A 25,111-nucleotide genomic window follows, 5' to 3' on the forward strand; every position below is an offset into this window, starting at 1 on the left:
TTTAGGCGGGTCAATTCCTCTTAATACTTATACCGTCAATACTAGGAAGCATCACATGTTTATTACTTGGTGGTCGCCGCATTCTCATTTGATGGGCTATGCCGTATCCCAAAACTCTATCGTCTTTGCAACCACCAACTGTTCCCTTACCCATAGCCTGTGGTTTGCCGGCCCTGTTACGTACAAATGTCTTCATTTCTCCGATTAAGTTAGCATCATTGATTTTCCATACTCCTTCACGGATGCCTTCAATAAGCGCATCGACTAGGATTGGACGAGTAACCGTGGTTGTCGGCCATCCTGGCTTTGTTTCATTCGTGCCTGCTTCAGCATTATAAGAATCATGATGATACAGATTCGGATAGAATGTTACGTTAAGCAGCGTATTAACAACGCTATGACCGACATTATTGGTTTCCACTCCAAGTAAAGCCTCTCCATATTGGCGACCAATATAATCTAACTGCTTTGCGTAGATATCCAAATCCATTTGACCATAGAGTACGGCAGCATCTTCGCCGGTTTCAGCATCAATGATATAAGCCGCTGATGCGTCCCCACCTTCCAAACCTTCGGCTACATCAGCTCCAATGCAATACTCCTTATCTGGATCAAACTCGTTAAAAACTTCGAATTCCCCTCTTTCATCCTCAACGAGTTTTACTTGTGTCCAATCATATCCTGTTCCCTCAATGGCCGGAGGGATAACGACAGAATACTTTTTGCCTTTTCTGGTGTGTTTGGACATGGCATCAAGTTTGTCTTGGTTGAATACCGTACGGCCAGTAACTAAGAACGCTTCTTCCGGTGTTGATGGATACTCCTGCCGAAATAGTTTCTCGTCACCCTCAAAATCATTTCGGATCGTGTAGCGCCGCCATTCAAGTTGTTCGTCATCAAGTCCAAACTTTTGTTTTAGCTCGATCTCTTCCTTGGTAGGAACAAAATCATCCGAGACCTTCATACGATAATCTGGCATTTCAAACCACGGAAAGAAAAGCGGGATATAGTCGTTATTACCGGCTACGGCGTTATCCCACATTTCTTTGTAAATCTCGATACCGTTCGCTGTAGATTCGATGATACCCACCGTCCCAGGCTCTTTAGAGAGCGCGGCGAATAGGGATGTCAGGTGTTTTTTCTTTCGGTTCTCCGGCCAGAACGCCAATTCTGAGGCGTGAAGATAATGTATGGTTTCAGAACGAGCCAAGACTTTATTTTCTGCCGATTGAACCGTGATCTTTGATTTAAGGCCGGGTTCTTTTTTGCGCTCGCTGTCCTTTAGGGCTGGGTTTTCAAATGTAAGGCGCCGGCTGTTATTCCGTTTACGCATTGGCTTGATTTGATCGGGAATGTAGTCATAATAAAGCCGAAACATGTCATAAAGGTTTTCTGATGCACTTGAATCCTGGGCTACGATAAACGCATTCTTTGCTTCTTGGAGGGATGTCAGGTAGTAAATAATCGCTTCAGTTGTCGTTGAAAAACCCATTTGACGAGCTTTCAAGATGATGATACGTACCGGTTTACCTTTTTTTATTTGCTCAAAAACTGTACGAGCCAATTTCTTTTGTGCATCGTTAAGAACAAGCGGAACAATGTCCCCTGTCTTAGTTTTGATTCGAAGGAATGCAAAACAAAAGGCCTCAAAGTTATCAAGGTTTCCCTTGAATTCTTTCAGGCCTTCCGAATCACCTCTGTATTCATCTTTTAATTTCCGTTTTAACTCACCGGCTAAATTGACGTAAGCAAGCTTTAAGTCATCGTACGTTTCTTTTATGGCTTCAGCAGCCCTTCGGATCTGCTCATGTATTTTATCCAACACATCACTCACCGCCGCTTGTATATAGCTTCTGTTGATCGACTAATTGCTGCATTCGTGGATTTGAAGCAATTCGCGCTACGGATCGTTCGTACGCTCCATCTTTAGATTCTTCTTCGAAGATTTCCATGAATATGCGAATGTACTCTTGGACCAATTCAAACTGGAACGCCTTCTCTCGGAGAGATGTTAGGAACTTCATGTTCTCCCGCACCTCGCGGTTTAACATCGTGATCTCTCCGACCTTCCGGCGCAGCTCAACTTCAAATTCATATTGCCACTTTTCAATAAAGGAAACGTAATTGAAGTCTTCTCCATGCTCCATTAATTTGTTTATCAGTTCATCCATTTCTTCTTTAAATAACTTTGGAAGGTCATCGACTAATTCAAATCGTTCAATCAGTCGCTTGGTTGCATCCAGATTGGTTTGTATGATGTCGATCTCTTGATGAACAGTCTTCACCACACGCCGACGATCCGCTAGGATGGCATCCTTCTTCTTCGCTTGTTCTTCTGTCCCCTTGTCCTTAATGTACTTTGCTACGGCAGTATGGGAGATTTGTTCATCTGCCCATTCTGAACAGTCTTTTGCTATATCCCTTACGGATTTACCGGAACGAACTCCTGACCAAACGATCTCCTGACAACCTAATGTTTCAATCTTTGACGGTTTCGCCATTCTAAACTTCCCCTTTTTTATGTTGTAACGACTGTAACGTTTTGTATCGATTGTAAAGGTAATTTGTAACGGTTTATTCATTACAAAATTTCGTGTATTAGATGTAAGACTTTATTTTTCAAGGGTTTGGACGTGTTTCGTTTGTAACGTTACAGTCGTATTTTGTAAAACACAAATAAGCCCAGGAAAAATTTCCTGACCTGACCTTGTTTCAAACCTATCCGGTTTTCATTTTAAACATCCGCCGTCTTCAATAAGCATTGTTCAAGGTCTATTCGGTCGTTATGCTTCTTAGCCCATGCCAACGCCCTTGGTATATCTAAATGACTGCTACCGTAGCATGTTATCAATAAAACGTTGCCCTGCTGCAAATTGAACACCCACCAAGCATCATTGATTTGAATAAATTGCCCATCTCTGATGTACTCTCCAGATGCAAGAAGACTCCTACAAATCTCTTTCAACTCTGTGAAAGTGACGTCCTTTACTCGATCTCTGTATTGCTCATGAGCATGTACGGATAAATCAAGTTTTAATTCATTAAGTCTCATGTTCCCCTCTCCTAATCAGTTATTTGAACAAAAGAAAAAGCGCCCAAAGGCGCTAGACACTATAATCGTATTTACTCATTTCAAAATGTTATATATGTTCCTAATATACTCAGAAAATAATTCAACGTAATTATCATTGGCATCCTCTGAAGAATTCAAATTAATTTTTTCACCGGTGCTAAGGACAATTTCAAGTTTAACCCCAGCATACCGATCATTGACTTTCTCGAAATAAGACAACCTTGATACTTGATAGTTCTTTATAATATTGATTTCAAAGTTTTTATAGTCTCTCTTCACCAGTAAAATATCTTTTTCAAGGAAAATAATCAATTCAGGCTACTGACCGTCAACAAACCAATTTTTCGGGTAAAAAGCCAACATCTCGTCTTCCAACTTCATATCTTGTACATGCACCAGTAACTCCATTGCTCGAGGGTATTGCCCGAAATACTTTTTAAAACTTGTATAAGCTTCCAAAATACATCTCTCCCATCTAAGAAATAATTTTAAGCGCTTATCTTCTTCATATACCGACACTTAGGAAAGTTGCTGCATCCGTAAAATTGGCCTTTGGTGCTGTTCCTAAGAACCAACTTATTGCCGCAGCGAGGGCAAGTAGTTTCGTCAACCGGAATTGCCTTAACAACCGCCTTTGCAGATGGGGCAGCTCCTGGATTCATCGCTAGTATCATTTCGATCAACGAATCTCTATTGATAAGTCGGACGCCATTCGATTTGGCCAGATCATACGCCGCTGCTGTATAATCGCTATTCGTAACAACCCATGCTTGAGAAGCACTGTAATACGCAATGGCTGCCTGGGCTTCTTGGACTGCTTTGATACCTACGTTCTTACTGTATCGTTTCGCCTGCACAATGATCCTCTTTCTGTCTTTTTGAAGGATCAAGTCAGCCCCATAGTCACCTGCAGCCTTTGTTACTTTGACATTATAGCCTTGCGCTTGGAATAAGTAACCTAGATATCTTTCGAACTGGACGCCTTCCATCTTATCTATGTCAGCTATTCCTGACCGTTTTAGCCGCTCTTTTCGTTGTATACCAATCATTGCTAGCACTACAATGAAAACTGCAATTGCCAAGACGGTCACAATTAGGGTAGCTTGAAACGACTTTGTTAGGCTGTACGACCCAAAAATAGAAGTGAGGACAATCAACCCAAGTAGTCCTTGAATAAATTCTTCCTGCTGCTTTACTTTACTTTTCCTTCTTGCCATCTTTATCCCTCGAATCTTATGTCATGTTTTTATGACATTCGACAAATGGGACTATATTCCTGCATTGGAAATGAAAAAATTGATCTTGGTTAAGATCTCTTTTGCGTTCCATGTATTAGTATCACCTCCAGAATAGTATTCGGCCCACGCTCCGCTGGGTGTATTCGGTCGAGTCGATGGCCTTCGGCCAATGATCAACGCTTATTATGGTAAGGAAAATTTTCCTGAGCAGACACAAAGAAAGCAGCTCATCGCTGCTCTTACAATCAAAAGTATTATTTTTGCACTACAGTCATTTCATCAACAACTTCAACAAGTCCTTCGAATAAATACTCAGTCTCATTTGGGTTGGTTCCTTCTTCACCAAACCAATACATATAAGCTCGTTCTTTCCAATCAACTAAAGAGCGGGTATTGATTAATAAAAACTCCTGATTGGCGCGATGTATCTTACCTGTCAATCTTAATTTAAATACCCTACCTACTCCAAGCGTGCTCCACCAATAATCAAACATACCAGGATGAGTTGTGATGTCTGGTATAACCCAAATACATTTTTGCCTTGATGGATATTCAGGAAAGTGTTCCTTTCTCACGTCTTCAAAGGCCATTTCTCTGACAAGCTTAATGTAATGCTCTAACGTTAGCTTCATTATGTTAGCCATGTGGATTCCTTGCCGCTGATAAAAAAATTCATATTCCGGTTTTTGTTTACCTGTTTTATAATACTCCATCATTTCATCAACATAGATATTGATATCATATAGTTTTCCGTTATTCGGGTCTTGAATTGATTTCCCGTTCGATTCATAACTAGAAAAAAAGTTATTGTTTTGCGATCCTATTTCGATCTTATCACCTACATTCCAGGTCAAGCGCTGTTCGTCATGCTTTCTTTGTATATGATAAAAGGTCTCCCCATTAACTCGATCCATAGCAACATTACTCCTCCCGCCTCCAGTTTTTTTGTACTATTCGATGCTAGATCGAAATTCCCTTTATTCGATTGCCGACACTTTATTTTACGCGGCCGGCATGCGCTCCCGATCCACATCTTGCGCCGCTGGGATCGCGGTTGCCAGGAGGAGGGTATGAGCGGTACGCCATAATGTCAATCAGCGTATAGCCAGAAGTGGAGTATTCGAAATAGTGAATATGGTATATATGAAGCCTTTCGACTATACCTCGTAAAATGCCGCCCCAAAGGAGCGGCTATGGAGGAAGGTTATGATACCTTAGTTGGTTCAATTAAATTGTAAAGCCTTTAAACTTCATTTTTGCTGCGGATTTTACGGACAATCAACTTGAGTGTATGGTAAAATTTCGGAGGAGGGGTCGAAATTATGAAACGAAACAAGCGTTTTATGCGCCCGCTTACCTCTGACATCCATCTTTTCACCGCGCAGATGGACCGTACACCGGTCGTCGTTTTTATCGGCGAAGAGCTCGTAGGAAGCGGGAATATCGCGGAGATTACAGAAAATAGCGTGAAGATCGGGGACGAACGGTATCTTCGTGCGGTGTGTAAGATTGAATATGCGGGATGACTTGATTATAGAGGGGATACTATGGGATATTCACAAGAGTGGTTGCACATACTCAATCTAGTTCAAGAATTTAGCAGTAAACGAGGTATTGTATTTTTTAGAGGTCACCCAAACTCAAACTTCAAGTTACATTCAGGGCTCTTTAGAGAGCCTTTAATAACATTAGAGGATTTTCTTGTTTCAGAACAAGTGAGATATAATCACTTTAAAACTCTGGGACATTTGGATCACGGAGGAATGGCGAGTTGGAGTCTACTATATTTGATGCAGCATTACGGTGTAAAAACTAGATTGCTAGACTGGTCGGAATCTTTTGCCGCTGCATTATTTTTTGCTTATACAAAATGGGATCCATTAACTAACCCTGAAGCTTGTGTATGGATGCTAGATCCCGGCGCACTAAATATCCAAGCAATGGGTGTACAGCACTTAATAGATCCAATAACTAACGGTGATTATGAGGAATTCTTAAGAACAGACAAGAGTTTTGCTGATTATTCAATAGCCTTATTCCCACCAAAAAACAGTAAAAGAATGACCGTACAACAAGGAGTGTTCACTCTTCAAGGAAATTCAACAAAACCTTTAGAAGCTGAGTTTAATGGAGAGTTGATGAAGACTGGAGAATTAGTAAAAATCCCACTCGGAATAGGACTTATTGACGATATCAGATCATACCTACTGCAAGCAGGAGTAAATTATTACACTCTATTCCCGGATCTTGATGGACTTGCACGAAAAATTAATGACCCGTTCTTAGTACCCCCAGGCATCTCTAGATTTCTAAATACTGTAACTAACAAGATAAACCATTCTTAAACTGCACTTTGCAGAATACCGAGTCCAATTTTGTGATTTCGTCTAAAATAATTGAATTGAGTGAGAAACAAAGTAAAGCGTCCACTCGGGCTCAAAAATAAATACAATTCTGGAAATAACGATCAAATCATGCTCTTGGGGAAGATTAAACGTGAAGAATAAAAGAATGCAGAGGAATGAGGCTTGTAATCGATAAAGGGGAGAATAAGTTTTTATGGGGATTTCATTTAGCTCGGAGTTCCTTGAAGTAAAAGTACGAGCATTACTTGAATTTTGTGAAAAATACAATATTGATGTTGATTTCTTCGATATTGATGAAGACTATGAAAAAGAAATATTAATAAACGATGAAACCGAAATTACAATATCTTTACCTGCAACTAATGAATATCAAGAACCTATTACTATAAAAAAATTATTAACTCTCATTGACTCTGCACAAAATGGAAGGATTGAAAATGAATCCCTCTTTTATAGCCCAAATTTAGTTTTGATTCCAGTAAGTTGTGTTGATCCCAGGATAAATGACTCAAAACTTCTAGATTATTATATCGAACAGAAATGGGATGAAAAAAAAATTAAAGTTAATTTCGCAAAAGAACTTACTAGTTATGGAATTAGACTTACTATGGATAATCATTTCGATAAGTATGTACCGCCTCTATCCATGGATGATCTATTTATAGAAATTAGCTCCTTAGATACTATTGATCCAAGAATTGTTGATGATATTTGCCAAGCGTTTATTTTCGAGTGCGCATCATCATTAGACATAAACATTTTCATGACCTCAAGACCTACAAACCTCTACTACTGGGATGACGAAGAAAAATTACCGAATATTCGATTAAGACCACTTATGCAAGGAAAGGGAATGTCCGATCTTTTAAGATTATACAATTCTGCTAACCAAGTACATGATGCTGAATACCGCATTCTTACATACACAAAAGTTATAGAATATGTATCGCAAACTGTACTTAGAAAAGAAATGCTAGAGTCAATCACAAACAAATTATATAGCCCGAAAACCTTAAATCCAGATGCAAATTTTATCTTAGAGTTAGAAAAGCTTTTCGCTGAACATCGAAACAATCAAAGGGATAATCAGGCAATAAAATTGACGGTAGGAACATGTTGCGACATAATCGATATTGCTCCTGTAGCACCTACTTATTTAAAGAGTATCAAAAAAATCAATATTGATAGTTCTAAGAGTGATCGATCTAGCTGTTTAGACGAGTTAGCGAGTGCAATATCTGATACAAGAAATATGTTAGCTCATGCTAAAACAAATTATCAATTAAAGGGCAAAGAATGTCCACCAGATCAACTTTACGAGTTTGCGAATTGTCTGAAAATTGTTGCAAATCAGACTATACGATGGTTTTTCAGGCAACACGAAGACAGTCGTATAGTATAAACCATAGCAGGGGTATGACTACCTGCTATGGTTCCTATTTACTTCTGGTAATCTCAGTCCGATCTCTCCCTCTTTGTTCCGGCCCCGCCCATAATCGATTACTACAAAATCCAAGGTACTGTTCATCTTCAAGCTGTTTGCGATCCCTGCAATGGCCTTCCGGCGCTTCTCTGCGAATGTTGTCGGGGAAATTGGGTAAATATCTTTGCGGTAACCTTTGCCCATGTATTCCTGCGCCTTGAGGTATTTCATGCCGTCCAGGAAAATCAGCTTTGCTATTAACCCTTCGTGCGGATCTCGGATGTTATTGATCGCAAACCGGATGTTGTTAGAAATGAAAAGATAAAATTTGTAGTTGGTATGCCGTTTATCCTTTAGAACAACTGAGTTTCCTGTTACGTCTGCCGTCGATTCCTGACCGGTTAACCTCTTCCCCGCCGCCCCCTCTGCCGTTAGGAGCTGGTAAGCATCCAATCCGTTTTCGATTTGCTTAAGGGCAAATTCGTAGTTTTTGATAATGTCGATCATGTCAGTATACTTTCCCAGCAGCCATTTTGTTTTTCGGATGTCTTCTGCATCAATGTCGTCAAAGAAGGTTATTTGAACGATCCTGTTTGTATCCTCGGCGTCGTCATTGATTTTCGTTGGCAGAATTTCTGCTGTGGTATCCTTCATGCTTTTCTCTCCTTATCAGGGTACAGGGATGTCAGTAGCTTTTTAAGGCGTCCAGCTCTAGTTAATAAACCAGAAGCTTCTAGTAGCGGAATTGTCCCATCTATTTCATCCCTTAGTTTTTCTTCCCATAATTCTGCTGAGTCTGCTCGTGCTTTGTGCTTATGTAAAGCTTTGCAAGCCGCCTCATAGGCATCAGGTGTCGGGTATTTTTTAAATGCTTCAATGCGCCATTTCTCAGTTTCCGAATGCCAGTAAGATGCGATTTTATATAAGTCTTCATCGTCGGGAGCTTCCTCCCGTTCGTTTATTTTTTCGAGATACTTTTTATCCATTTTCCAGTCTCGCCTACCAGTAAGTTGACGTTTCTCAAAATCCTTTTCCTCCCTTTGCATAGCTTCCTTCACCATCCCAGGGAAGAATTTCACGGCCATTAGCGCTGCAGCAAGACGTTTTTTATCTCCTATATTTATGGGATCGGGATCATAGCCACCATGTTCTACACCATCAATTATCAGCGTCAATATCTGCATTTGTTCGCGTAATTCATCTGCCCACTTGGTTTCACCTTCGCGTTTTGCGAAATTCAGGTTTTCGCGTAAAGATCTTTTTTTGTCTTTCAAGTCCATCAGCAGTTTATCTGCATCTATTAACTTTCCCATTATTTTCTTCCCTCCCTGACCCCAAATGGGGCTATCCTTTCATAATGTCACTACTCCTTATTTTTCGAACTATGCAGTGACTTCTTCCCAAGACAACGGCATGAATATCGTTTCACCACGCATTTTGTCTTTACAAAATACATGAATACCTTTGCCTAAATCACCGAATAGTCCGTACACCTTCCAGTCACATGTTTTCTTATCAACCGTTTCGCCGCTATCGCATATATACGGATTTGTCGATATTCCTTCACAGGAAGGACATCTAAATTTCTTTTCTCCGATTGCTTGCAACATGTGTCCAACCGTTTCAAATACCTTTACCTTCCCCGCCTTTATCGAAGGCTGATTTGAATCCTGATAATAGTTAATTGCACTGTAAGTTCTATCCCGCTCCCAGGCTTCCAAGATTTCCTCCTGCGGAATGTTAAGAGCATCAGAGTATTCCTGCAATTTTGTTCTCAAATATTTTTCAAGGCTTTCGGCACGTTCTTCACCTGTTTTGCCACTCCAAGAATCACGAGCCAAACCTTTTAACATTTCAATTGTCTGTTCCAATTAACTCATCCCTTCTATGTCGCTCTTTGGGTCTACTCTTCTATATCCGTATAGGGGCTAATAGTGTTGTAATGTACCGATATCGATCCCCATCAAACTCACGATCCCTTGAACCAAATCGAATGGCAATACATGGTGATAATCTCTAACTACAGTTGCTAAAACATTCTCGGCTGCGTACAGTTCCCTTCTGGCGTGACGAATATCTGATATCAATTTTAAAATGTCCGATCTTACTGCAATGCTGTTGTATTCGGGTTCGTAACTTCTTCCTTCTTCATCCTCTGGTATCGTTCGATAATCTTTACTGAGTTCATCTAACTGTTTGTTTGTAAAATGTGGTTTCGGCGCGAATGTTGGTTCACTCATGTTTATCACCCTCCCCTACAACCGTTCCGCAATTATGGCAAAACTCATATTCCGCGCCATCTTCTTTGTAATCCGTGATGAATCCGTGGTCGAATCCGCAATGCTTGCATGGTTCATGTTCTTTCATGTTTTTCACCTTCCCCTAAAGCAGCACGACAAATTTTTATAATTCCCTCGGTCGATTCATAGTACGTCTTCTCAAGCCCTATTTGTCCGCATTCAAACATTATTTCTTCTAGTGCTTTACGTAGTCCATCCCGTTCCCTTATCGCCCGTTCCTTCTTAGTTCGTTCATTGTGCATTTCAAATAATAAGTGCTGCTTGGGCCTATCTAGTGCTTCTTGTAGTTCTTTTATGGTTGTATCCTTTTCGGCGATTTCTTCGTTTTGCCTTCGGAACCTTGTCTCCTCGGCGTGATAACGACATGCCCACCGCGCGGCGCAGGCATTGGCCTGGCGGAATTGCTCCTGTAGAGAAGAAATCAGTTCAACCTTCTCGGTAAGTTCTCTCCTTAATCGATCGATAAGCCCGTTCGCATAGTTTAAGGTTGTGGCGTACTCTTGACTCCCCATCATGGGCGTCCCTCCCAATTCCATAAGCCTTGTTGCCCTTTCACGGGGATCGGGCTGGCTAGGCGAATAACGTTTGTGAGTTCCCAAGCGTATCGTCCTGGCGTGAAGTCTCCGAATTCGTATTCCGGCGTGTAGATGTACCTACCGTCTTCAAGAATATATCCATCTGTCCATGTATCCACGGATTTTATGCAATTTGTGAGATTGGCAGTTGCTACTACACATCCCTTCGGCAGATCATTCACATCTATGCCACGTTCTTCGAACTCTTGAAGCATAGGCTTATCCCAAAACCACAGATGAGGTAATCCCTTCATACTGGCATGAATAGCGATTGGTCCTCGGTAATTTGTTTTCCATGATCGCGTTTCGAATTTCTTCGCCCCTACAGCGATCAGGGAAGCCCACGGTTGGTGGATCGTTATGGTTTTCATTTCCCCCAAACCTCCCTGTGACATGACTTGCAGACCTTCAATGTCTTTCCGGTAAACTTATTCACCATTTCAAGACTTGCATGTTTTTTATCGCAGAGCTGGCATATTGTCCGACCACAACCGGGACATACTCTCACGTCACTCATAACTGGGTTGTCCCTCACCTAAAATGACAATGCATTCCGGATCAACCATATCCGATATACCATCACAAATAGAGCTTTCTGCGGAGACGGTCCCGTCAGGCCAGAGCTTTCCTTTACACACATCACCTTTTCTGAATACCTTTCGGAGACGTCCCCAATCATCCCAATAAACATCCTTGATTACTTCAAACTCGCAGGGTTTAGGTTCCCATTTCTTTAGAAATTCCGTTGCAAACCCACCGCTATATCCTTCCAGTCTTACAACTTCTGAGCCGCACAGATCCCATGGTTCTGAATCTACCGTCCAGACCTTTCCGACGTATTTCTCTTTCCGAGCTTCGTAGCAAGAATGCATAACAACTTGATCCCCCGGTTTAAGTCCTGATGGCTTTGGCTTATTTTGTTTGCTCAATTCGTTCATCTCTCCACTTCCCCTTGGATTGGTTTAAACTCTCCTATATCTTCACCATAAGATCCTTTGTAAACTTCGCGATCATGGTTCCAACAGTTCCGACACATGCGATTACCTATAGCCGGATCGAATATATGAGGATGACTTAATTCAGCGGACGGCTCACCACACCAATCACATTCGCCGCCGTATTTAAAGGCTTCGGATATCTTGGCTTGCTGCTCGTCGTTAAGGTCGACAACGCCGATCACAGGAGCCAAGCACATTTCATCAAGTTCGAAGGTTTCTGGTAAACCTGTATAGCCTTGCGCTTTGAAATTTCCGACATCATGTTTGTTCATATCCAAAACAATTCGATTATCAATAAGTCGCAGCATCAACAACTTCATATTCCCCTCCTAATCTTCAAATCGTTCACCATATGCGTACGATGGTTTTATAGACGACTGGCCCGCCGCCGATACAACATCTGAAAGCATTGATGCAAAGACAGCCATTTCCCTTTCGTCAAATCCTTCAAGCAGTTGCAGCTCCTTGGCTTTTAAGGACCGCCCCGCCGCCGTGGTAATCAATTCGGCAATCGGTTTGAACTGGTTCAACCGTTCTTTTCTCTCGGCTTCAGCAGCTTTTATGTCCGCTTGTTTCCGGTTAAATGCTTCCCAGTCTTGATCGTCGAACCAAAAGTGATCGCCGTATTTATCGCGGTAAACCGAGATCCAGTATTGAAGCAACTCTTCGTCTGTCTGAATCATGTCATGACACAGCCAGCAAAGCCGCAAACCGTTTGTTTTAACTCCCCGCCCCTTTCTCCCCCTTGGGTAAACATGGTGCGTTGTAGTGGCTTCGGCAGCCTTACAATGCTGACAGACGCCGCCCGATTCTAATATCAGTTCAGCGACAACTTCCCTTGGAAACTCCCCGCGCTCCTTGGTGTTTGGCCTTGAAGAGTGGTGCGAAAGAATGTCCTTCTTCCATTCAGGGACTTCCCGTTTCGCTTTCGGTTTCCGTTGTTGCAAGCTGTTATAAACCTTCTTCTCCTTAACCTGTTTCTCCGGCTTCCAAAATGTTTGATGGGCCATTCTTTCACACCACCTTTCAGATTGGGATTGATTAAAACAACTTCAACTGAACTACTTTTTCATCCGGTTCTTTACTTTGTTTCTGCTTACATTTTGGACCTATTCCACTACGGCGGTACTGCGGATTTTTGAGTTTTCTTCCGCATATCTTGCAACGAGAGTAGTCATGTTCCTTTTCCATCACACAGTCATCCTTTCAAGGTATCCTGCCTGTTCCAGTACCTTGTAATGACGTTCCCTTTCCGCTGCCGAATAATGTAGCGGAAGGATTGTTCTAACGGCGTAAAAGGCAATGGCTTCTTGAATTTCTGCTGGTTGCTCGTCTAATTCGGACAAATTAATAGACTTGATGTGCATCGACATCTCCCCCCTACTGTTCAGGAAAATTTTCCTGACCTCCGAATATGTCCCGTTTTAAATCGTCCTTTATATAATCAGCCTCTTTAACAATTATGGTAATGTCTCCCCCATTTAGCCAATTGGTATCAACTGATTCTTCCAATTGAAAATCAGTCCTGTTCTCTGTTGCTAACGAGAGAATAAGAATCTCATAAGCAAACTGGAGATACGCCTTATAGGTGATACGTACAATCGTTTTATCTTTGTAAGGTGTTGATTCTACTTTCCTGATGGCTATGACCTTGGAATATGGAACCCTCTCCTTCCAATCCTTAATTGACTCTTGTAGTTTTTCGGGGCAGTCTGTTATTTGAATGTTCAAATCCTTAAACCTCCTTGTAATTTTCCCTATGCGTATATCCGCATCCCGGCCAGCGCCGGTAGGTATCGGCCCGTCTCCCTCGGGTCTCATCTGGTTTGTTATTTGCGTAACGTCCGGACTAACGCGACCACCGATAGTATCAGCGCCGCGATCCCGATTATCAGCGTTACTGTTTCCATGCGTTATTCCTCCTCATAATGCTGTCGACTTTGTTTCATTTTTCGAGATAACTTTAATCTCGTGAATCGCTCCCGTTCCCTCAAAAGATGACTTCGCTTCGTCTAAGGCCTGTAAATATTCGGTGGGCTTGTATTCTCCAACAAGGAAGTCACCAATGAACAATCCGATTAACTTTTCCATTCCCATGTCCCCCTACCTCCTGCGTTATTGAAGTTTTCAGTACTGCACTATCGAGTTGCCCAATTAGTCAAGGCTGCCGAAGGAATACTCTATATCAGCCAGCGCCTTTCCTAAAATCCGGAGCGCTTCGGAGTATTCACTGTCTGCCATATTTTTGTTTTTTGATTGCTTGCTCATTTCGACATACATTCCACCGATAACTTTTTTCTTTATAGTTGCTAGTTTTCTTCTGTTTTCCTGTTTCATGCTCCATTCACCCTCCCGCGTAAGGCCGCCGCCATATTGTATACGTCAAACCGTTTATGTTAAGATTGGGAGGAGGGAGCCCTAACTCCCTCCGAGGAACCTATTTGCGTTTGCCGGGTGGCTTGCGTTTGGTTCCTTTTTTCTTTTCCTTACGGGGGTTTTCTGTAGCAGCAACGCTGCGGTAAGTAGCTGGATGATTGCCGTGAGGAGCGTTACCCAATCTTTCATTTTTCCACCCTTTCAGAGGACATTCTCTCAACCTCTTGATTACATTATACACTATCGTATATACATTAGTCAATGTATGTTGATGAAAAATATTCGATAGTGTATAATTTATAATGAGAATTAAATATAAAGGAGTGAATTCATTGGAGATAAAACCCAAATTGCTTGCAATATTGAAAGAACGCGGTTTGACCCAAAATGATTTAGCTAATGCTGCCGGTATCCCTCAAGCGGCCGTTTCGAGATTCGATAAAAATGTTCAGTTCAGAATTGAACATCTTTTTAGAATTTCAAAGGCTTTGGGAATATCTATCGAAGATTTGTTTGAAGTAGAGGAGCAAGAGGAATAGAATCCTCTATGCTCCGTTTTTATTTCTTCGTTCCTGGACGGCTTGAAATTCGGCCGGCCTAATCGGTCGCGGATTAGTCTCCCAGTATTCGTCAGGCGGCATTGCACGGTACTTTTCCAACTCTTCATCCGAAAGGAAATATTGTTCATACGTTCCGTACGGCCCGCCCCTAATGATTTTTCTTTCCCCAGGTTTTCTCTTAATCCTCATGACTCTCACCCATGTTTCTTCAATTTCTCAATAACTTTATCGAGGTGCTTGCCGATCTCCACCTGAGCAATAGCCTTGTCTTCTTCTGATTCCGTTTTCTCACCCATGATCCCGGCGAACTGAGCTGTTTTAAATCCGAGCGCTTCCATCATCTGTTCGTCGCTGCCTTGGCCGCAGACAAGGTAATAGCTTAATACCGAATCCTTTTGCCCCATTCGGTGCGTCCGGTCCTCACATTGGCTGTGAATGCCCGGCGACCAATCCAATTCACCGAATACGTTAATGTTCGCCCTGTTTTGCAAACCGTCAATACCGGCTGCTGCCCGGAGAGATATGATGATCAAATTTGTATTCCCTTTGATGAACTGCTCTTTGGCATATTCCTTTTGGGCATTGGTTTCCGTACCGGTCACTTTCACCGGATTGAACGTCTTTAACTCTTCCATCCAGATTTCATAAACGGAATGATGGTATCCATATAAGACAACCGCTTCCCCGGCTTCAAGCAACATACGGACGAATGCGGCCACATATGGGGCTTTTGCAATGCCGGTAGCTTGCCGCGCTTTTTCCGCGATCTCCCGCTTGGCTCTGCCCTTCTCAAAGTTGTCTGCTATCGTGTCGTATCGCTCGATCAAGTTAAACACAGTCTTCATTTCCCGTGTAAATGCCTTCTCGTCAGCGTCGATTTCTTGAATAATGCGGCGTTTCAGCGGCAGTTCGGTTAGAACCTGATCTTTTGTACGCCGGAGCATAAGACCTTCGCGGCGTAAATGCTCTCCAAGCTGTTCGGGATCGGTTACAACCATCTCGCCGTATCCATAGCACCACTCCCGCGTGAAGCTACCCCAATCGCTAAGACATCCGCGACTCAAAATTTCCATAATATTGAATATTTCCCCGCCCTGGTTATAGACTGGAGTACCAGACAACCCGATGGCATTCCCAACGCTTTCCGCCAAAAGAGATGCGGCGCTATATTTCTCGGTCCCCGTTCTCCGAAGCTTGGATTTCATCAAAGACGGCAAATTCAAAGTTATAGGCAGGTAAGGACGTTTTCCATCCCCGAAGCAATCCGTAATGAATGATGTAAAAATTCGCTGGCGGCAACTCGTATGGAGTGAGTCCTTTGATGATGTGAACCGACTTTTCCGGGTCTGGAAATAGCGTCATTTCTCCGGCTACAGGTTGCGGAACAATGAATTTTAAGACTTGGCTTTTCCATTGAGTCTGTACGCTTGTGGGAACAACGATAATCCCAGGATAGCGGTTTTGATGGGCTATCCATGCTAATGCTTCGACTGTCTTTCCAAGCCCCATATCATCAGCCAAGAGCGTCGGGGCATTATTGTTTAGAAATGCCACTCCTTCCTTTTGAAACTCAGTCAACGTGCCGTTAAAATACAATCTGGATGGCTCCATCTTTTGCGGGCCTCGCCGGATCTCATTGCGCTTTCGAACATAATTAACGGCTTCATTAAATTGCTCATTCCATTTTTCTTGATCAACAATTTGCAGTGGATACCGCATCATTAGCCAGTTCAGGTCGCCGTTTGTGCGCTTGTTGCTTTTGAACTTTGCAATCCCTTTGAAGCGCCCTTCTGCTCCCGGGAACAGCCGTTTTGCCGCCTGACAAACGACGGGTTCTCCCTCGATCACCCAACTATCTGTCAATTCTTCATATTTCAATGTTCCGTAGTAATAATCAGATTCGCCAGGTGGCCGAAGGTAAGACGGGACTTCTTTTATGCCTTCCGATCTCTAATCACCTCATTTACTGGAAATTCCCCAAAGCTTCCTTAATCCGATCGATACGACCGGCTTTCCGTTAATGGTTTCTGGTAAATCCATGTAACGTTCAATGACGAGAATTAAGCCTTTCACATCATCAAATCCGGCATATCGTTCAAGCTGTTTAAAGACGCTCAGTTCATTCGGCTTGCCCTTTTTTGCTTCGATTCCGATCCCGTCGTTCGTAAGAAAATCAATACGATTTCGGGGAGCCAGAGGAACTTCGTGTTGATACGAAATCCCTGCGGCGATAAGTTCCTGCTGAATCAGCTTGTGAAGTTTGTATTCATCCGTGATGACATGGCAACGGATTCTTTTTATGGCTGCAACAACTTGTTCCATCAATGAACGAGCTGCCCTTCTTGAATTTCATCAGGCTGTACCCAGATCGGATTCCAACTAAACTCAAACGTTATGCCCTCTTCTGCGAGTACCATTGCCATAAGGATTACATTTGCCATACCTTCAGCAGCATCAGGAGGAACCGCATTTCCGATATACTCTCTTGCCTTGGCATCTGAGCAGCCTTCAATTTGAAATGGTCTTCCATCGGTTAGATATCTTGGAAACCCTTGAAGCCCCACGGCCAGTTCATAAGTGGTAAATGGTCGATGCCAAGTCCCATCTTCTGCGATGATTACCATGACACAGCGCTCGTTATATTCTGGAATTCGCGGATCTGCAATAGCGGCATTACCGGAATGGACATCCCCAGAGCCGGTTACTGTGGTCGCCGTTTCATCCCATCTCTGTACCCCATATGACCCCGAGCGGGGTTTACAGCCTAAGCGAGGATCACCAATTGATGCGGCGCCACATTGCACATCTGTTTGACCAAGCACCGTATTCGCAGCATTTTCCCAATCCTCAACTCGGTAAGTTCCGGGATAGCGCTGTTTTCTGTCGTTCAATCTCGGGTCAGCAACGGATGAAGCGGAATTCATGATTCTCGCTGCTCCTCTGACGGTTTTCGCTGGTTTCTCCCAATCTTGAATTCCATAGCCATCGGCTCTGTTGTATTCTCCATCGTAGTTATCAGAAGGGGTTCGCGGATCTGCTATTGCTAGTGCGCCACTACCAAAACGCGTTCCAGTCACACACGGTGCCGGTTCATTCACTCGAACAATGCGGTAAACTCCAGGATGACGACCGTCACGTTCTTTTAATCTTGGATCGCCTACAGACAGCGCCCCGTTATTTGGCCGCGCTGCACCTGTTACAGTTGGCCCAACTTCATCAAATTTTGAAACTCGATAAATGGCTGTATGTGTGCTGTCCTTAAATCCCGTTCTGGGGTCATTTACCGCTGCCAATCCATTGCTTCGGCCTACTCCAGCACCGCCCGTTACCGTTCTACCTGGTCGATCCCATTCATCTACAGCCCAAGCCCCTCGTCGTGGTTCGTGTTCAAGTCGGTATTTCTCAAATTCAACACTTTCGAGGTCTCTCCAGTCGCCTCCCGCTGGTATAAAGGCTAAGCGTTCCCACGTTTTCCGCTGAAGTAATGGGATTCGGTTAAGTGGGCCACCGTTCACCTCATCACCCGGCAAAGGCAATGGCCCGATTACATCGCCGATGGTTTTTAAAGGCTTTATTTCTGGACGATACACAAAGGCCGGCATTCGTTTCTCATTACGAGCAATGAGCAGGTAACGTTTACGATGCTGACCCAGACCTCCGATCTCCCCGCAATCATGGGTTTCATCATTTACGACATAACCGTACTTTTTGAGTGTCGCCTTAATCTTTTCAAGGATCTTCTTACCGCGCGTCATGATACGCGGTACATTCTCCAAGAGGAACAATCTAGGCAACTCCCCGCCGTAGTCTCGGCAAGCAGAAAGCGAAAGATCAATCCCGCGAATGGTTAAAAGATTTAGAGCCTGATATTTCTTGCTGCTGGCCGACTTTTCAGGGAGCAATCCACTAAATCCTTTACACGGCGGTGAGGTGAATATCACATCTGGAACCTCTTCTCCAAATGCCTTCCACAAGTCCCATGATTCAGCTTCCTGCCAGCCGCTGGGCGGCTCATTTACTCCGTGAAAATCGATGTATTGCTGACGGTCAAACAAATCCATTTGCACTGCCTTTCCGCCTGTAATCAGTTCGTAATTCCGACATACAACCGGGTCAGAATCGATACTGCACAAACTTCTAAACCGCGCCTCTGAGCCCATATACTCGGCCCGAGCGCCTTTGAATCCTAATGCCCCACCGCCAATTCCACCGAACAGAAAGGCCGCTGTATATTCTGTTCTCATTAGGCACCCTCGTTTCCGGGCAGTACCAATTGATCATCAACGATTTGAGCCGTAATTTGGTTCGGATCTTCTGTTTGTCCCCAATGGCCATTAGCCTTCATGATATTGATAATTACAGGGGCATATGGCTCATCAATGTTTACGACCAGATACGTATTCACAGCCTCTTTGCCTTCTTCATAGCGGACTTGTTCAATTTTCCAGAGGATACGGGATAACTCGCTCTTATCACGATCATCAAGATGCTTTTCAACGTCCTCGTTTTTGATTACGGTAAATTTCATTTCCATTCCGGGGATTTCGGGCATTTTTCATCTTCCTTTCCGCTTGTTTTAGAAGTTTGTTTACGGCCCGTTTCCGGGCCGCCTTTTCCTCTTTAACTTGTTGCAAAGGCACAAATTGACCGCGCTTTTTTGTAAGTATTTCGATGCGCAAAGTCGGATATACAGATTGAAAGAGCTTAAGTTTCACCCTAAAGGTAGACGTTTCTGCCCCCTTAATGTCGATTACTCGTTGCGATCCATCCAGATCGGTTACTAGAAAATCGGCAATGTACGTTATCTTGGGTTTCTCTTGAAGTACATATTTTGGCTGGCAAGAGAAATCCTTTATTTCTCCGTACCGCTTCATCATGAGTAGTTCTTGGTAGTACTCGCCTTCCATTCTGCTATCGAAACGGATGCCTTTCACATCAAGCTCGTGTTTTTTAACCAGCCATTCTTCAAACAAAGTTCCGTCTGCCGTAACAATGACTTTTGTTGAATTGTATTTGCTCAATCTGTTTCACCAATCAGACCAGTTAAAATGCTTTCTTCTGGTTTGTCATTGATTCTGTACGGAAGCAAGATTAATGAATTATCCGCGAAATATACGGGTGCCATTGCAATATCGGTGGAGATCGGTTCCCTATCTGAGGTCATCTTCATATATTGTTCGTTGATATAGGTGAAGCGATCTGGAAACTTAATGATTCTCATACTTATCTTGTCACCGTAATCCTTGATAAACGGAGTGACCTGCCCTTTTATAGACTGCTTATCGGGCATATAGATTTGATCAAATTTAATTGGTTTCTGACTTTCTTCATCTTGTACTCTCCCGAAGTTGCAAACGAGTGTTTCGCCAACAGCCGGAATTTTCAAGAAAATAGCGAACAGCGAAATTAGGATCTCCGATGGAACTTCTTCGACATTCAGAAGGAAATGACGATTTGATATGAAATGCTGCTTCTTTTGTCTGGACCATATTAAGTAACCATGTTTCCCGGATGCCTTGATTTGCTTAGCTATCTCTTTATGATTAAGTCCTTCGATCATAGTTACACCTCCGTCCGATATGGCAGGATCAAATGGGTATCCGTTTCATTCCCGACGCCTTTGATTACAAAGGGGCTCATTCTGCCGGTATAATTAATTGTTGTCTCTTTTGCATCAATGGATTTCAGAGCGCTCAATGCGAATCTTGCATTGAAGGCAATTCCAAATTCATCACCTTTCAACTCTTGGATACTGACGAATTCATTGGCTTTGCCTTTATCTGTTTGCGAGAATAGTTCGATTTCTTCTCCCACTTTCATTTTGACAAGGCCTGTTTTTTGCTCTTTGGCAAAAATATCTACTCCCTCAAGAGCATCAATGAATTTCTGCGTGTTTACGGTAACAACAGATGCGAAACTGGTTGGTGTGATCTTATCAACATCAGGGTATATTCCTTCAAGCACCAGGGAAGTAAACACAAATGAGTCAGTGTTAACAATGAACTTTCCTTTGTAAAACGACAGGTTGACCTTTTCTTTATCCGGGATGATTTTAATAAGTTCGTTAAGGGCAGAAGCACCGACAACAGTTTCAAACTCATATCCGCCCTCGCTCTTCCCGGATGTCTTGGATAATCGATGCCGGTCTGTTCCGGTCACTTCAATCCCTTCTTCGGTTGATCTGAGCCTTAATCCGGTTAGGATCGCGGCATCTTCTTTTGTATAAGTTGCAAACGAAGTTTTGCTTACCAATTCTCTCAGCGTTTGACCTGTAATTTTGACGGTCTGACCCAGTTCTTCATCAAATGATGGGTATTCTTCCGCTTCCATACCAACCATTTCAAATTGGGATCTGCCGCTCTTGATTCCGATCGTTGTGCCATCAGCGACGATATCAACAACATCTTTCAACTTTTTCACGATTTCCAAAAAACGTCTTCCTGGTATAGTCACCGACCCCGGTCGAAGAAGTTGAAAGTCATCGGCAGCAATCTTTGTTCTTAAAAATACATTGCCGTCACCACCTGTTAAGGAGAGCCCGTTTTCGTTGGCGACAACCAAAATTTCGGATAATACCGGGATAATTGTCCGGGTAGACAAAACCTTTGAAACTTGATCCAACGCTTTCCATAAGATCGATTTATCGATTGAAATCTTCATTTTTTTGAAACCTCGCTTTCTTTTTTGAATTTGGCTTTTGAATTGCATTCCGGGCATGGGCCTGTCACCAATAAGGGGCCAAGACATTTATAAACTACCTTTGAACCCCCGCATGTTCCGCACATCGTTATTCCCTCCTTCTATTCCGGCCACCTACCGGCAGCACCTTAACAAATGGTTCAATTCGTTCTATGATCCGTTCGGCTTTCTTCTCATGCTGCTTTCTGTCCGTATCCTTAGCGTCTTTCACATTCGCCAAATGTTTTCTAAGCTCACTGATGGTTAAGTTCGAAGTATAGATTGTTGCAAATTCTTCCATTCGCCGTTGAAGGATTGGCCCCAAGACTTCATCCCGCGTCCACGATGTAAGAGGTTCTGCTCCAATATCGTCTAGGATTAGAACGGAAGCTTCCTTCAAGGCGTCCAGCTTTGATAAAACCCCATTTGAACCAATTGAATCCTTAACCTCTGCGAGAAAATCAGGGACATAAACCATCAGAACATCTATCCCGCGTTTCGCCAGTTCCTGAGCAATTGCCCCAACGATTCTGCTCTTTCCGACTCCCATTTGCCCGTAAAGGTAAAGTCCTTTGGCGGTTTCGCCTGGGACAAACTCCGAACAGAACTGCATAGCTTCCATAATTGCTGCCCTTCTTGGCGGATCTGGCTCAATATCCTCAAACGTGGCGTTCAGAATGCTTTTTGGGATGTGATGGCTCTTGATTAACCTTCCAATCCTCTGTTGCTTCTCGTATCCGATCAATAACGGGCATTTTTGAAGCCTGAAATTCAGGGCGTCCGATCTATCGAGATCAGGTTCTACCACGCTCGTATGGCCCTTCTGGTCGTTCTGACAGGCATCCAGACCAGGGCAGGACTTACAATGATCAAAGTAGGAAAGGTGCTGCGATAAGTCCCTGTAATTCCTTGGATGGAGCAAATCCGATGATTGGTCTGGATATTCCTTGGCGATCCTCTTGACTTCTTCGTGTCGGGCCATTCGCTCCATAATTTCGGCTTGGCGTTCGGCAAAATTTGTCGGAACCAGTTTTTTAAGTTCCTCTCCCATGGTTTGCAATCATTCATCACCTCCGCGCTTCGCCTTGAGCTGCGCCAACATTGCCTGAACATCCGCGTCAGTGTATTCACTATCCTCGACCAATTCGGGGACGGCATCCTTCGAACCAGTATCAAGACTCTCCTTTTCGACTTGCGCGGATCTCGTGGCGTGAAGTGAATATATAACGGTCGCGCAATAACTCAAACTCCGTACCTCGTCCCGCTTGTGCTTCGGCTTAAAATTGTCAAAGGCTTGGTCGATGCCATCTAAAGCAGTTTGAAGTGGGACGGCCTCTTTGATCAACTCATCGATCACCTCATCATCAGCCTTCGTTATATCTAAGCTCTTCCCGTGACGGCGAAGGTATTTATCAGCTACGGCCTGCCGGAAATCAATGTCAAAAGATGATATTTGGTCCTGTAACAGAGTCGGCACCTGTTCAGGAGTGACAGGAACAGCATCCTGTCGGGAAGACGGTATCCCCTCATCTTCGGTTTTTGATTCGCCCGGGGGCGTATAACAACAACTATCTATTTCTTTGTTCTTAGTTCTTACTTCTAGGGCCGGTACATTACCGGGACTGTCCGGGACATTTCCCGGAACTGTCCCATTTTGTTGTAACTTCAAAAGCCTTTTTTTTGACCTTTGCTCTGCCTTACGTTTTCGCTCGTATTCCCTAACTTTTTCAAGAGCTTCTGTATTTTGATGCTTCTCCCAGTTTGGAAGATAGAAAGCGCCTTGATCAGAAATTTCAAGCATCCCAAACCTTTGGAAGATGGATAAAGCCATTTTTATAACTGGCAGCGGCCTTTTGATAACCGAAATCAACATCTCCTCTGTATAGGGAATTGATTCCGTCAGCATGATGTATCCGCCCATATTAGAGCGACCAGTCATGGTCATCAACTTAATCCAGATAACAATGATCGTGTCGGCTTCTGGCATATCCTCTATGATTTTTATTTTTTCATCATCGAACATACCGGTGCTTAGTTTGATCCACTTGATCTCTGCCATCAGCGTCCACCAGTAGCGAGAACATAGAGTTTTCCACCAATAACCACTTTAGAGAATGTTCCGTCTTCATCCACTTCCAAGACGCGAACAGAAACTCTTCTCCAAGTTTTGATTGCCGATCTTGTCCCTTCATCATTAGCCAGAATTGTGCGGCTAGAAGCCGGAGATCTCTTAATCAGACCTTTCTTTTCAAGTCGATCGAGATGGCCGCTTACAGTTGAAGAAGACTTTAAGCCAACGCCATCGACGATCTCTCTGAATGTTGGAGAAAATCCCTTCTCGTGCTGAAATCGAATGATAAAATCAAGTATTCGTTGTTGAGTATTCATTTTGTTCACCCTCCAGACTGTAACCAACTAAAATAGATTCAGTCTCACAATCTCCGTTCTCTTCCTAGCGATGTCCACATACTTTCCTCCTATTTCGATAATCGTACATTGGCGCATATTCTCAAGCGCAACCTTACGAGTCGTTCCGCTTCCTCCGAACGGATCAAGCACTCGCCCCCCCGCCGGAGCCCCGGCCAAAATACAAGGACGAATCAGCAATTCCGGGAAGACTGCGAAGTGAGCTTCGGAAAATTGGGCGGTGGCTACCGTCCAAACACTGCGTTTGTTTCTCGTGCCGATGTATTCGACAACCTTCCTCCCCGGGCGGTGCTGGGGCATTTGTCCTGGTGGAGGGCTCTCTTTTACCAGTCGGGCGAATGAATTTGCCCGAACCTTTTGGGCATATGCAACAAGCCCTGCTTTCGTTCTGTGCTTTTTATCGCCTGCTTCATATGCCGCTGTCCCTTTGTGAGAGTTGTTTCCTGGCATATGATCTGATACCGCATCCTCTTTTATGGCCTCGTTATCGTAGTAATAACGCTTAGATTTCGATAACAGAAAAATATATTCATGAGCTTTCGTCGGTCGATCCGTGACGCTCTCAGGCATTGGGTTTGCTTTACTCCAGATATTGTCCATTCGTAGGTACCATCCATCGGCCTGTAACGCGAATGCTACCCGCCACGGAATTCCGACCAGGTCTTTCGGTTTGAGACCGTTCGGAATCTTCTTTTCCATCTGTTTCATGCCGCCGAGGTTCCGTTCGCCGATAGTTGGATCGCCCAGGCCTGATTTGCCCGCCTTGGCGTAGCTGTCTCCATAATTCAACCAGAGCGTTCCGTCCGGCCTCAGCAGCCGCCAGACTTCCCGGAATACGGCCACCGTGTGAGCGACGAACATTTCCGGGGTCGGCTCCAACCCGAGGCACCCGGTCCAGGCCGGAACGGTTATCGATGGCAGCCCGGGCATCGGTGTGTAAGTCACCTCAGGCCAGTCCGTCGGAGGAATGCCGTAATCCCGTAGTCCCCAGTATGGTGGGGAAGTAACGCATGTGTGGAATGACTCTGCCTCAAGCAGCGGCATAATTTCCATGCAATCTCCTTGAAAGATAGGACTTTCCATGTTCCTTTTTCCCC

At 43.7% G+C, this 25,111-nt stretch carries 36 protein-coding genes; 4 read left to right on the forward strand and 32 right to left on the reverse strand.

Annotated elements, in window-relative coordinates:
• Positions 1-10: 10 nt before the first annotated feature.
• The 6 genes from ACQ4N8_RS03100 to ACQ4N8_RS03125 form a co-directional block, all read right to left on the reverse strand.
• On the reverse strand, positions 11-1,822 hold the full coding sequence (locus ACQ4N8_RS03100) for a DNA packaging protein (protein WP_430702849.1): 1,812 nt from the start codon (positions 1,820-1,822) through the stop codon (positions 11-13).
• A 4-nt stretch (positions 1,823-1,826) separates the two neighbouring features.
• Positions 1,827-2,501: a hypothetical protein gene (locus ACQ4N8_RS03105; RefSeq protein WP_430702850.1), complete on the reverse strand. Its 675-nt coding sequence runs from the start codon at positions 2,499-2,501 to the stop codon at positions 1,827-1,829.
• 233 nt (positions 2,502-2,734) lie between these two features.
• Positions 2,735-3,052, reverse strand: a complete 318-nt coding sequence (locus ACQ4N8_RS03110; RefSeq protein ID WP_430702851.1) for a hypothetical protein — start codon at positions 3,050-3,052, stop codon at positions 2,735-2,737.
• A 339-nt stretch (positions 3,053-3,391) separates the two neighbouring features.
• On the reverse strand, positions 3,392-3,532 hold the full coding sequence (locus tag ACQ4N8_RS03115; protein ID WP_430702852.1) for a hypothetical protein: 141 nt from the start codon (positions 3,530-3,532) through the stop codon (positions 3,392-3,394).
• A 29-nt stretch (positions 3,533-3,561) separates the two neighbouring features.
• Positions 3,562-4,290: a restriction endonuclease gene (locus ACQ4N8_RS03120; RefSeq protein WP_430702853.1), complete on the reverse strand. Its 729-nt coding sequence runs from the start codon at positions 4,288-4,290 to the stop codon at positions 3,562-3,564.
• Between the two features lie 275 nt (positions 4,291-4,565).
• Positions 4,566-5,225 carry a DUF2441 domain-containing protein gene (locus ACQ4N8_RS03125; protein WP_430702854.1) on the reverse strand — a complete coding sequence of 220 codons (660 nt, stop codon included), beginning with the start codon at positions 5,223-5,225 and terminating at the stop codon, positions 4,566-4,568.
• Positions 5,226-5,633: 408 nt separating this feature from the next.
• Here ACQ4N8_RS03125 and ACQ4N8_RS03130 point away from each other — a divergent pair, with 408 nt between their 5' ends.
• The 3 genes from ACQ4N8_RS03130 (at position 5,634) to ACQ4N8_RS03140 (ending at position 8,079) form a co-directional block, all read left to right on the forward strand.
• Positions 5,634-5,837: a hypothetical protein gene (locus ACQ4N8_RS03130; protein ID WP_430702855.1), complete on the forward strand. Its 204-nt coding sequence runs from the start codon at positions 5,634-5,636 to the stop codon at positions 5,835-5,837.
• Between the two features lie 21 nt (positions 5,838-5,858).
• Positions 5,859-6,656: an FRG domain-containing protein gene (locus ACQ4N8_RS03135; RefSeq protein WP_430702856.1), complete on the forward strand. Its 798-nt coding sequence runs from the start codon at positions 5,859-5,861 to the stop codon at positions 6,654-6,656.
• 214 nt (positions 6,657-6,870) lie between these two features.
• Positions 6,871-8,079 carry a hypothetical protein gene (locus ACQ4N8_RS03140; RefSeq protein WP_430702857.1) on the forward strand — a complete coding sequence of 403 codons (1,209 nt, stop codon included), beginning with the start codon at positions 6,871-6,873 and terminating at the stop codon, positions 8,077-8,079.
• Between the two features lie 18 nt (positions 8,080-8,097).
• On the opposite strand, the gene ACQ4N8_RS03145 is transcribed toward ACQ4N8_RS03140, so the two are convergent.
• The 14 genes from ACQ4N8_RS03145 to ACQ4N8_RS03210 form a co-directional block, all read right to left on the reverse strand.
• On the reverse strand, positions 8,098-8,754 hold the full coding sequence (locus tag ACQ4N8_RS03145; RefSeq protein ID WP_430702858.1) for a hypothetical protein: 657 nt from the start codon (positions 8,752-8,754) through the stop codon (positions 8,098-8,100).
• Positions 8,751-9,413, reverse strand: a complete 663-nt coding sequence (locus ACQ4N8_RS03150; protein ID WP_430702859.1) for a hypothetical protein — start codon at positions 9,411-9,413, stop codon at positions 8,751-8,753. The genes ACQ4N8_RS03145 and ACQ4N8_RS03150 overlap by 4 nt, the downstream gene beginning before the upstream one ends.
• A gap of 69 nt (positions 9,414-9,482) precedes the next feature.
• A complete protein-coding gene (locus tag ACQ4N8_RS03155) occupies positions 9,483-9,971 on the reverse strand; it encodes a hypothetical protein (protein WP_430702860.1) in 489 nt (162 codons plus the stop codon).
• A 57-nt stretch (positions 9,972-10,028) separates the two neighbouring features.
• On the reverse strand, positions 10,029-10,340 hold the full coding sequence (locus ACQ4N8_RS03160) for a hypothetical protein (RefSeq protein ID WP_430702861.1): 312 nt from the start codon (positions 10,338-10,340) through the stop codon (positions 10,029-10,031).
• A 113-nt stretch (positions 10,341-10,453) separates the two neighbouring features.
• Entirely contained in the window at positions 10,454-10,915 is a 462-nt protein-coding gene (locus ACQ4N8_RS03165; protein WP_430702862.1) for a hypothetical protein, read from the reverse strand.
• Entirely contained in the window at positions 10,912-11,346 is a 435-nt protein-coding gene (locus tag ACQ4N8_RS03170; RefSeq protein WP_430702863.1) for an ASCH domain-containing protein, read from the reverse strand. Before ACQ4N8_RS03170 ends, ACQ4N8_RS03165 begins: the two co-directional genes overlap by 4 nt.
• Before the next feature lie 138 nt (positions 11,347-11,484).
• The gene (locus tag ACQ4N8_RS03175; protein ID WP_430702864.1) at positions 11,485-11,913 is read right to left on the reverse strand and encodes a hypothetical protein; all 429 of its coding nucleotides are present in this window, start codon (positions 11,911-11,913) and stop codon (positions 11,485-11,487) included.
• A complete protein-coding gene (locus tag ACQ4N8_RS03180; RefSeq protein WP_430702865.1) occupies positions 11,910-12,293 on the reverse strand; it encodes a hypothetical protein in 384 nt (127 codons plus the stop codon). The genes ACQ4N8_RS03175 and ACQ4N8_RS03180 overlap by 4 nt, the downstream gene beginning before the upstream one ends.
• 9 nt (positions 12,294-12,302) lie before the next feature.
• On the reverse strand, positions 12,303-12,983 hold the full coding sequence (locus ACQ4N8_RS03185) for an HNH endonuclease (RefSeq protein ID WP_430702866.1): 681 nt from the start codon (positions 12,981-12,983) through the stop codon (positions 12,303-12,305).
• Positions 12,984-13,014: 31 nt separating this feature from the next.
• Entirely contained in the window at positions 13,015-13,164 is a 150-nt protein-coding gene (locus ACQ4N8_RS03190) for a DUF6011 domain-containing protein (protein ID WP_430702867.1), read from the reverse strand.
• Positions 13,164-13,340, reverse strand: a complete 177-nt coding sequence (locus tag ACQ4N8_RS03195; protein ID WP_430702868.1) for a hypothetical protein — start codon at positions 13,338-13,340, stop codon at positions 13,164-13,166. The genes ACQ4N8_RS03190 and ACQ4N8_RS03195 overlap by 1 nt, the downstream gene beginning before the upstream one ends.
• A 13-nt stretch (positions 13,341-13,353) precedes the next feature.
• Positions 13,354-13,704 carry a hypothetical protein gene (locus tag ACQ4N8_RS03200; protein WP_430702869.1) on the reverse strand — a complete coding sequence of 117 codons (351 nt, stop codon included), beginning with the start codon at positions 13,702-13,704 and terminating at the stop codon, positions 13,354-13,356.
• Between the two features lie 192 nt (positions 13,705-13,896).
• The gene (locus ACQ4N8_RS03205) at positions 13,897-14,070 is read right to left on the reverse strand and encodes a hypothetical protein (RefSeq protein WP_430702870.1); all 174 of its coding nucleotides are present in this window, start codon (positions 14,068-14,070) and stop codon (positions 13,897-13,899) included.
• Between the two features lie 57 nt (positions 14,071-14,127).
• A complete protein-coding gene (locus ACQ4N8_RS03210) occupies positions 14,128-14,310 on the reverse strand; it encodes a hypothetical protein (protein ID WP_430702871.1) in 183 nt (60 codons plus the stop codon).
• 362 nt (positions 14,311-14,672) lie between these two features.
• Between ACQ4N8_RS03210 and ACQ4N8_RS03215 the strand changes: the two genes are divergently transcribed.
• On the forward strand, positions 14,673-14,888 hold the full coding sequence (locus ACQ4N8_RS03215) for a helix-turn-helix domain-containing protein (protein WP_430702918.1): 216 nt from the start codon (positions 14,673-14,675) through the stop codon (positions 14,886-14,888).
• A 215-nt stretch (positions 14,889-15,103) separates the two neighbouring features.
• Here ACQ4N8_RS03215 and ACQ4N8_RS03220 read toward each other — a convergent pair whose 3' ends face one another.
• The 12 genes from ACQ4N8_RS03220 to ACQ4N8_RS03275 all read right to left on the reverse strand — a co-directional run bounded on the left by ACQ4N8_RS03220 (position 15,104) and on the right by ACQ4N8_RS03275 (position 25,097).
• Complete coding sequence (locus tag ACQ4N8_RS03220; protein ID WP_430702919.1) at positions 15,104-16,114, reverse strand: SNF2-related protein; 1,011 nt, start codon at positions 16,112-16,114, stop codon at positions 15,104-15,106.
• Complete coding sequence (locus ACQ4N8_RS03225) at positions 16,074-16,787, reverse strand: SNF2-related protein (protein ID WP_430702872.1); 714 nt, start codon at positions 16,785-16,787, stop codon at positions 16,074-16,076. Before ACQ4N8_RS03225 ends, ACQ4N8_RS03220 begins: the two co-directional genes overlap by 41 nt.
• A gap of 81 nt (positions 16,788-16,868) precedes the next feature.
• Positions 16,869-17,231 (reverse strand): hypothetical protein, encoded by a 363-nt coding sequence (locus ACQ4N8_RS03230; RefSeq protein ID WP_430702920.1) that lies wholly within the window; start codon positions 17,229-17,231, stop codon positions 16,869-16,871.
• Positions 17,231-19,153: a DNA cytosine methyltransferase gene (locus ACQ4N8_RS03235; protein WP_430702873.1), complete on the reverse strand. Its 1,923-nt coding sequence runs from the start codon at positions 19,151-19,153 to the stop codon at positions 17,231-17,233. The genes ACQ4N8_RS03230 and ACQ4N8_RS03235 overlap by 1 nt, the downstream gene beginning before the upstream one ends.
• On the reverse strand, positions 19,153-19,461 hold the full coding sequence (locus tag ACQ4N8_RS03240) for a hypothetical protein (RefSeq protein WP_430702874.1): 309 nt from the start codon (positions 19,459-19,461) through the stop codon (positions 19,153-19,155). The genes ACQ4N8_RS03235 and ACQ4N8_RS03240 overlap by 1 nt, the downstream gene beginning before the upstream one ends.
• On the reverse strand, positions 19,403-19,930 hold the full coding sequence (locus tag ACQ4N8_RS03245) for a DUF1064 domain-containing protein (RefSeq protein WP_430702875.1): 528 nt from the start codon (positions 19,928-19,930) through the stop codon (positions 19,403-19,405). The genes ACQ4N8_RS03240 and ACQ4N8_RS03245 overlap by 59 nt, the downstream gene beginning before the upstream one ends.
• Positions 19,927-20,469 carry a hypothetical protein gene (locus tag ACQ4N8_RS03250; protein ID WP_430702876.1) on the reverse strand — a complete coding sequence of 181 codons (543 nt, stop codon included), beginning with the start codon at positions 20,467-20,469 and terminating at the stop codon, positions 19,927-19,929. The genes ACQ4N8_RS03245 and ACQ4N8_RS03250 overlap by 4 nt, the downstream gene beginning before the upstream one ends.
• A gap of 2 nt (positions 20,470-20,471) precedes the next feature.
• Positions 20,472-21,626, reverse strand: a complete 1,155-nt coding sequence (gene dnaN, locus ACQ4N8_RS03255; RefSeq protein WP_430702877.1) for a DNA polymerase III subunit beta — start codon at positions 21,624-21,626, stop codon at positions 20,472-20,474.
• 70 nt (positions 21,627-21,696) lie between these two features.
• Entirely contained in the window at positions 21,697-22,638 is a 942-nt protein-coding gene (gene dnaI / locus ACQ4N8_RS03260; protein ID WP_430702921.1) for a primosomal protein DnaI, read from the reverse strand.
• Positions 22,639-22,647: 9 nt separating this feature from the next.
• Positions 22,648-23,646 (reverse strand): phage replisome organizer N-terminal domain-containing protein, encoded by a 999-nt coding sequence (locus ACQ4N8_RS03265; protein WP_430702878.1) that lies wholly within the window; start codon positions 23,644-23,646, stop codon positions 22,648-22,650.
• Entirely contained in the window at positions 23,646-23,975 is a 330-nt protein-coding gene (locus ACQ4N8_RS03270) for a MarR family transcriptional regulator (protein ID WP_430702879.1), read from the reverse strand. The genes ACQ4N8_RS03265 and ACQ4N8_RS03270 overlap by 1 nt, the downstream gene beginning before the upstream one ends.
• Positions 23,976-24,002: 27 nt before the next feature.
• Positions 24,003-25,097, reverse strand: coding sequence for a DNA-methyltransferase (locus tag ACQ4N8_RS03275; protein WP_430702880.1), 1,095 nt, complete (start codon positions 25,095-25,097; stop codon positions 24,003-24,005).
• Between the last annotated feature and the right edge of the window lie 14 nt (positions 25,098-25,111).

The organism is Paenibacillus macerans (genome assembly GCF_050565405.1).
Taxonomy (GTDB): domain Bacteria; phylum Bacillota; class Bacilli; order Paenibacillales; family Paenibacillaceae; genus Fontibacillus; species Fontibacillus macerans_B.

Bases quoted from the DNA above. Each gene is read 5' to 3' on its own strand.
- ACQ4N8_RS03190 (WP_430702867.1), bottom strand. From the start codon at position 13,164: ATGGAAAAGGAACATGACTACTCTCGTTGCAAGATATGCGGAAGAAAA.
- ACQ4N8_RS03125 (WP_430702854.1), bottom strand. From the start codon at position 5,225: ATGGATCGAGTTAATGGGGAGACCTTTTATCATATACAAAGAAAGCAT.
- ACQ4N8_RS03180 (WP_430702865.1), bottom strand. From the start codon at position 12,293: ATGAAGTTGTTGATGCTGCGACTTATTGATAATCGAATTGTTTTGGAT.
- ACQ4N8_RS03250 (WP_430702876.1), bottom strand. From the start codon at position 20,469: ATGATCGAAGGACTTAATCATAAAGAGATAGCTAAGCAAATCAAGGCA.
- ACQ4N8_RS03130 (WP_430702855.1), top strand. From the start codon at position 5,634: ATGAAACGAAACAAGCGTTTTATGCGCCCGCTTACCTCTGACATCCAT.
- ACQ4N8_RS03275 (WP_430702880.1), bottom strand. From the start codon at position 25,097: ATGGAAAGTCCTATCTTTCAAGGAGATTGCATGGAAATTATGCCGCTG.
- ACQ4N8_RS03135 (WP_430702856.1), top strand. From the start codon at position 5,859: ATGGGATATTCACAAGAGTGGTTGCACATACTCAATCTAGTTCAAGAA.
- ACQ4N8_RS03120 (WP_430702853.1), bottom strand. From the start codon at position 4,290: ATGGCAAGAAGGAAAAGTAAAGTAAAGCAGCAGGAAGAATTTATTCAA.
- ACQ4N8_RS03240 (WP_430702874.1), bottom strand. From the start codon at position 19,461: ATGCCCGAAATCCCCGGAATGGAAATGAAATTTACCGTAATCAAAAAC.
- ACQ4N8_RS03110 (WP_430702851.1), bottom strand. From the start codon at position 3,052: ATGAGACTTAATGAATTAAAACTTGATTTATCCGTACATGCTCATGAG.
- ACQ4N8_RS03165 (WP_430702862.1), bottom strand. From the start codon at position 10,915: ATGATGGGGAGTCAAGAGTACGCCACAACCTTAAACTATGCGAACGGG.
- ACQ4N8_RS03140 (WP_430702857.1), top strand. From the start codon at position 6,871: ATGGGGATTTCATTTAGCTCGGAGTTCCTTGAAGTAAAAGTACGAGCA.
- ACQ4N8_RS03210 (WP_430702871.1), bottom strand. From the start codon at position 14,310: ATGAAACAGGAAAACAGAAGAAAACTAGCAACTATAAAGAAAAAAGTT.
- ACQ4N8_RS03105 (WP_430702850.1), bottom strand. From the start codon at position 2,501: ATGGCGAAACCGTCAAAGATTGAAACATTAGGTTGTCAGGAGATCGTT.
- dnaN (WP_430702877.1), bottom strand. From the start codon at position 21,626: ATGCCCGGAATGCAATTCAAAAGCCAAATTCAAAAAAGAAAGCGAGGT.
- ACQ4N8_RS03230 (WP_430702920.1), bottom strand. From the start codon at position 17,231: ATGGAACAAGTTGTTGCAGCCATAAAAAGAATCCGTTGCCATGTCATC.
- ACQ4N8_RS03205 (WP_430702870.1), bottom strand. From the start codon at position 14,070: ATGGGAATGGAAAAGTTAATCGGATTGTTCATTGGTGACTTCCTTGTT.
- ACQ4N8_RS03265 (WP_430702878.1), bottom strand. From the start codon at position 23,646: ATGGCAGAGATCAAGTGGATCAAACTAAGCACCGGTATGTTCGATGAT.
- ACQ4N8_RS03150 (WP_430702859.1), bottom strand. From the start codon at position 9,413: ATGGGAAAGTTAATAGATGCAGATAAACTGCTGATGGACTTGAAAGAC.
- ACQ4N8_RS03235 (WP_430702873.1), bottom strand. From the start codon at position 19,153: ATGAGAACAGAATATACAGCGGCCTTTCTGTTCGGTGGAATTGGCGGT.
- ACQ4N8_RS03185 (WP_430702866.1), bottom strand. From the start codon at position 12,983: ATGGCCCATCAAACATTTTGGAAGCCGGAGAAACAGGTTAAGGAGAAG.
- dnaI (WP_430702921.1), bottom strand. From the start codon at position 22,638: ATGGGAGAGGAACTTAAAAAACTGGTTCCGACAAATTTTGCCGAACGC.
- ACQ4N8_RS03270 (WP_430702879.1), bottom strand. From the start codon at position 23,975: ATGAATACTCAACAACGAATACTTGATTTTATCATTCGATTTCAGCAC.
- ACQ4N8_RS03160 (WP_430702861.1), bottom strand. From the start codon at position 10,340: ATGAGTGAACCAACATTCGCGCCGAAACCACATTTTACAAACAAACAG.
- ACQ4N8_RS03220 (WP_430702919.1), bottom strand. From the start codon at position 16,114: ATGAAATCCAAGCTTCGGAGAACGGGGACCGAGAAATATAGCGCCGCA.
- ACQ4N8_RS03170 (WP_430702863.1), bottom strand. From the start codon at position 11,346: ATGAAAACCATAACGATCCACCAACCGTGGGCTTCCCTGATCGCTGTA.
- ACQ4N8_RS03175 (WP_430702864.1), bottom strand. From the start codon at position 11,913: ATGAACGAATTGAGCAAACAAAATAAGCCAAAGCCATCAGGACTTAAA.
- ACQ4N8_RS03195 (WP_430702868.1), bottom strand. From the start codon at position 13,340: ATGCACATCAAGTCTATTAATTTGTCCGAATTAGACGAGCAACCAGCA.
- ACQ4N8_RS03145 (WP_430702858.1), bottom strand. From the start codon at position 8,754: ATGAAGGATACCACAGCAGAAATTCTGCCAACGAAAATCAATGACGAC.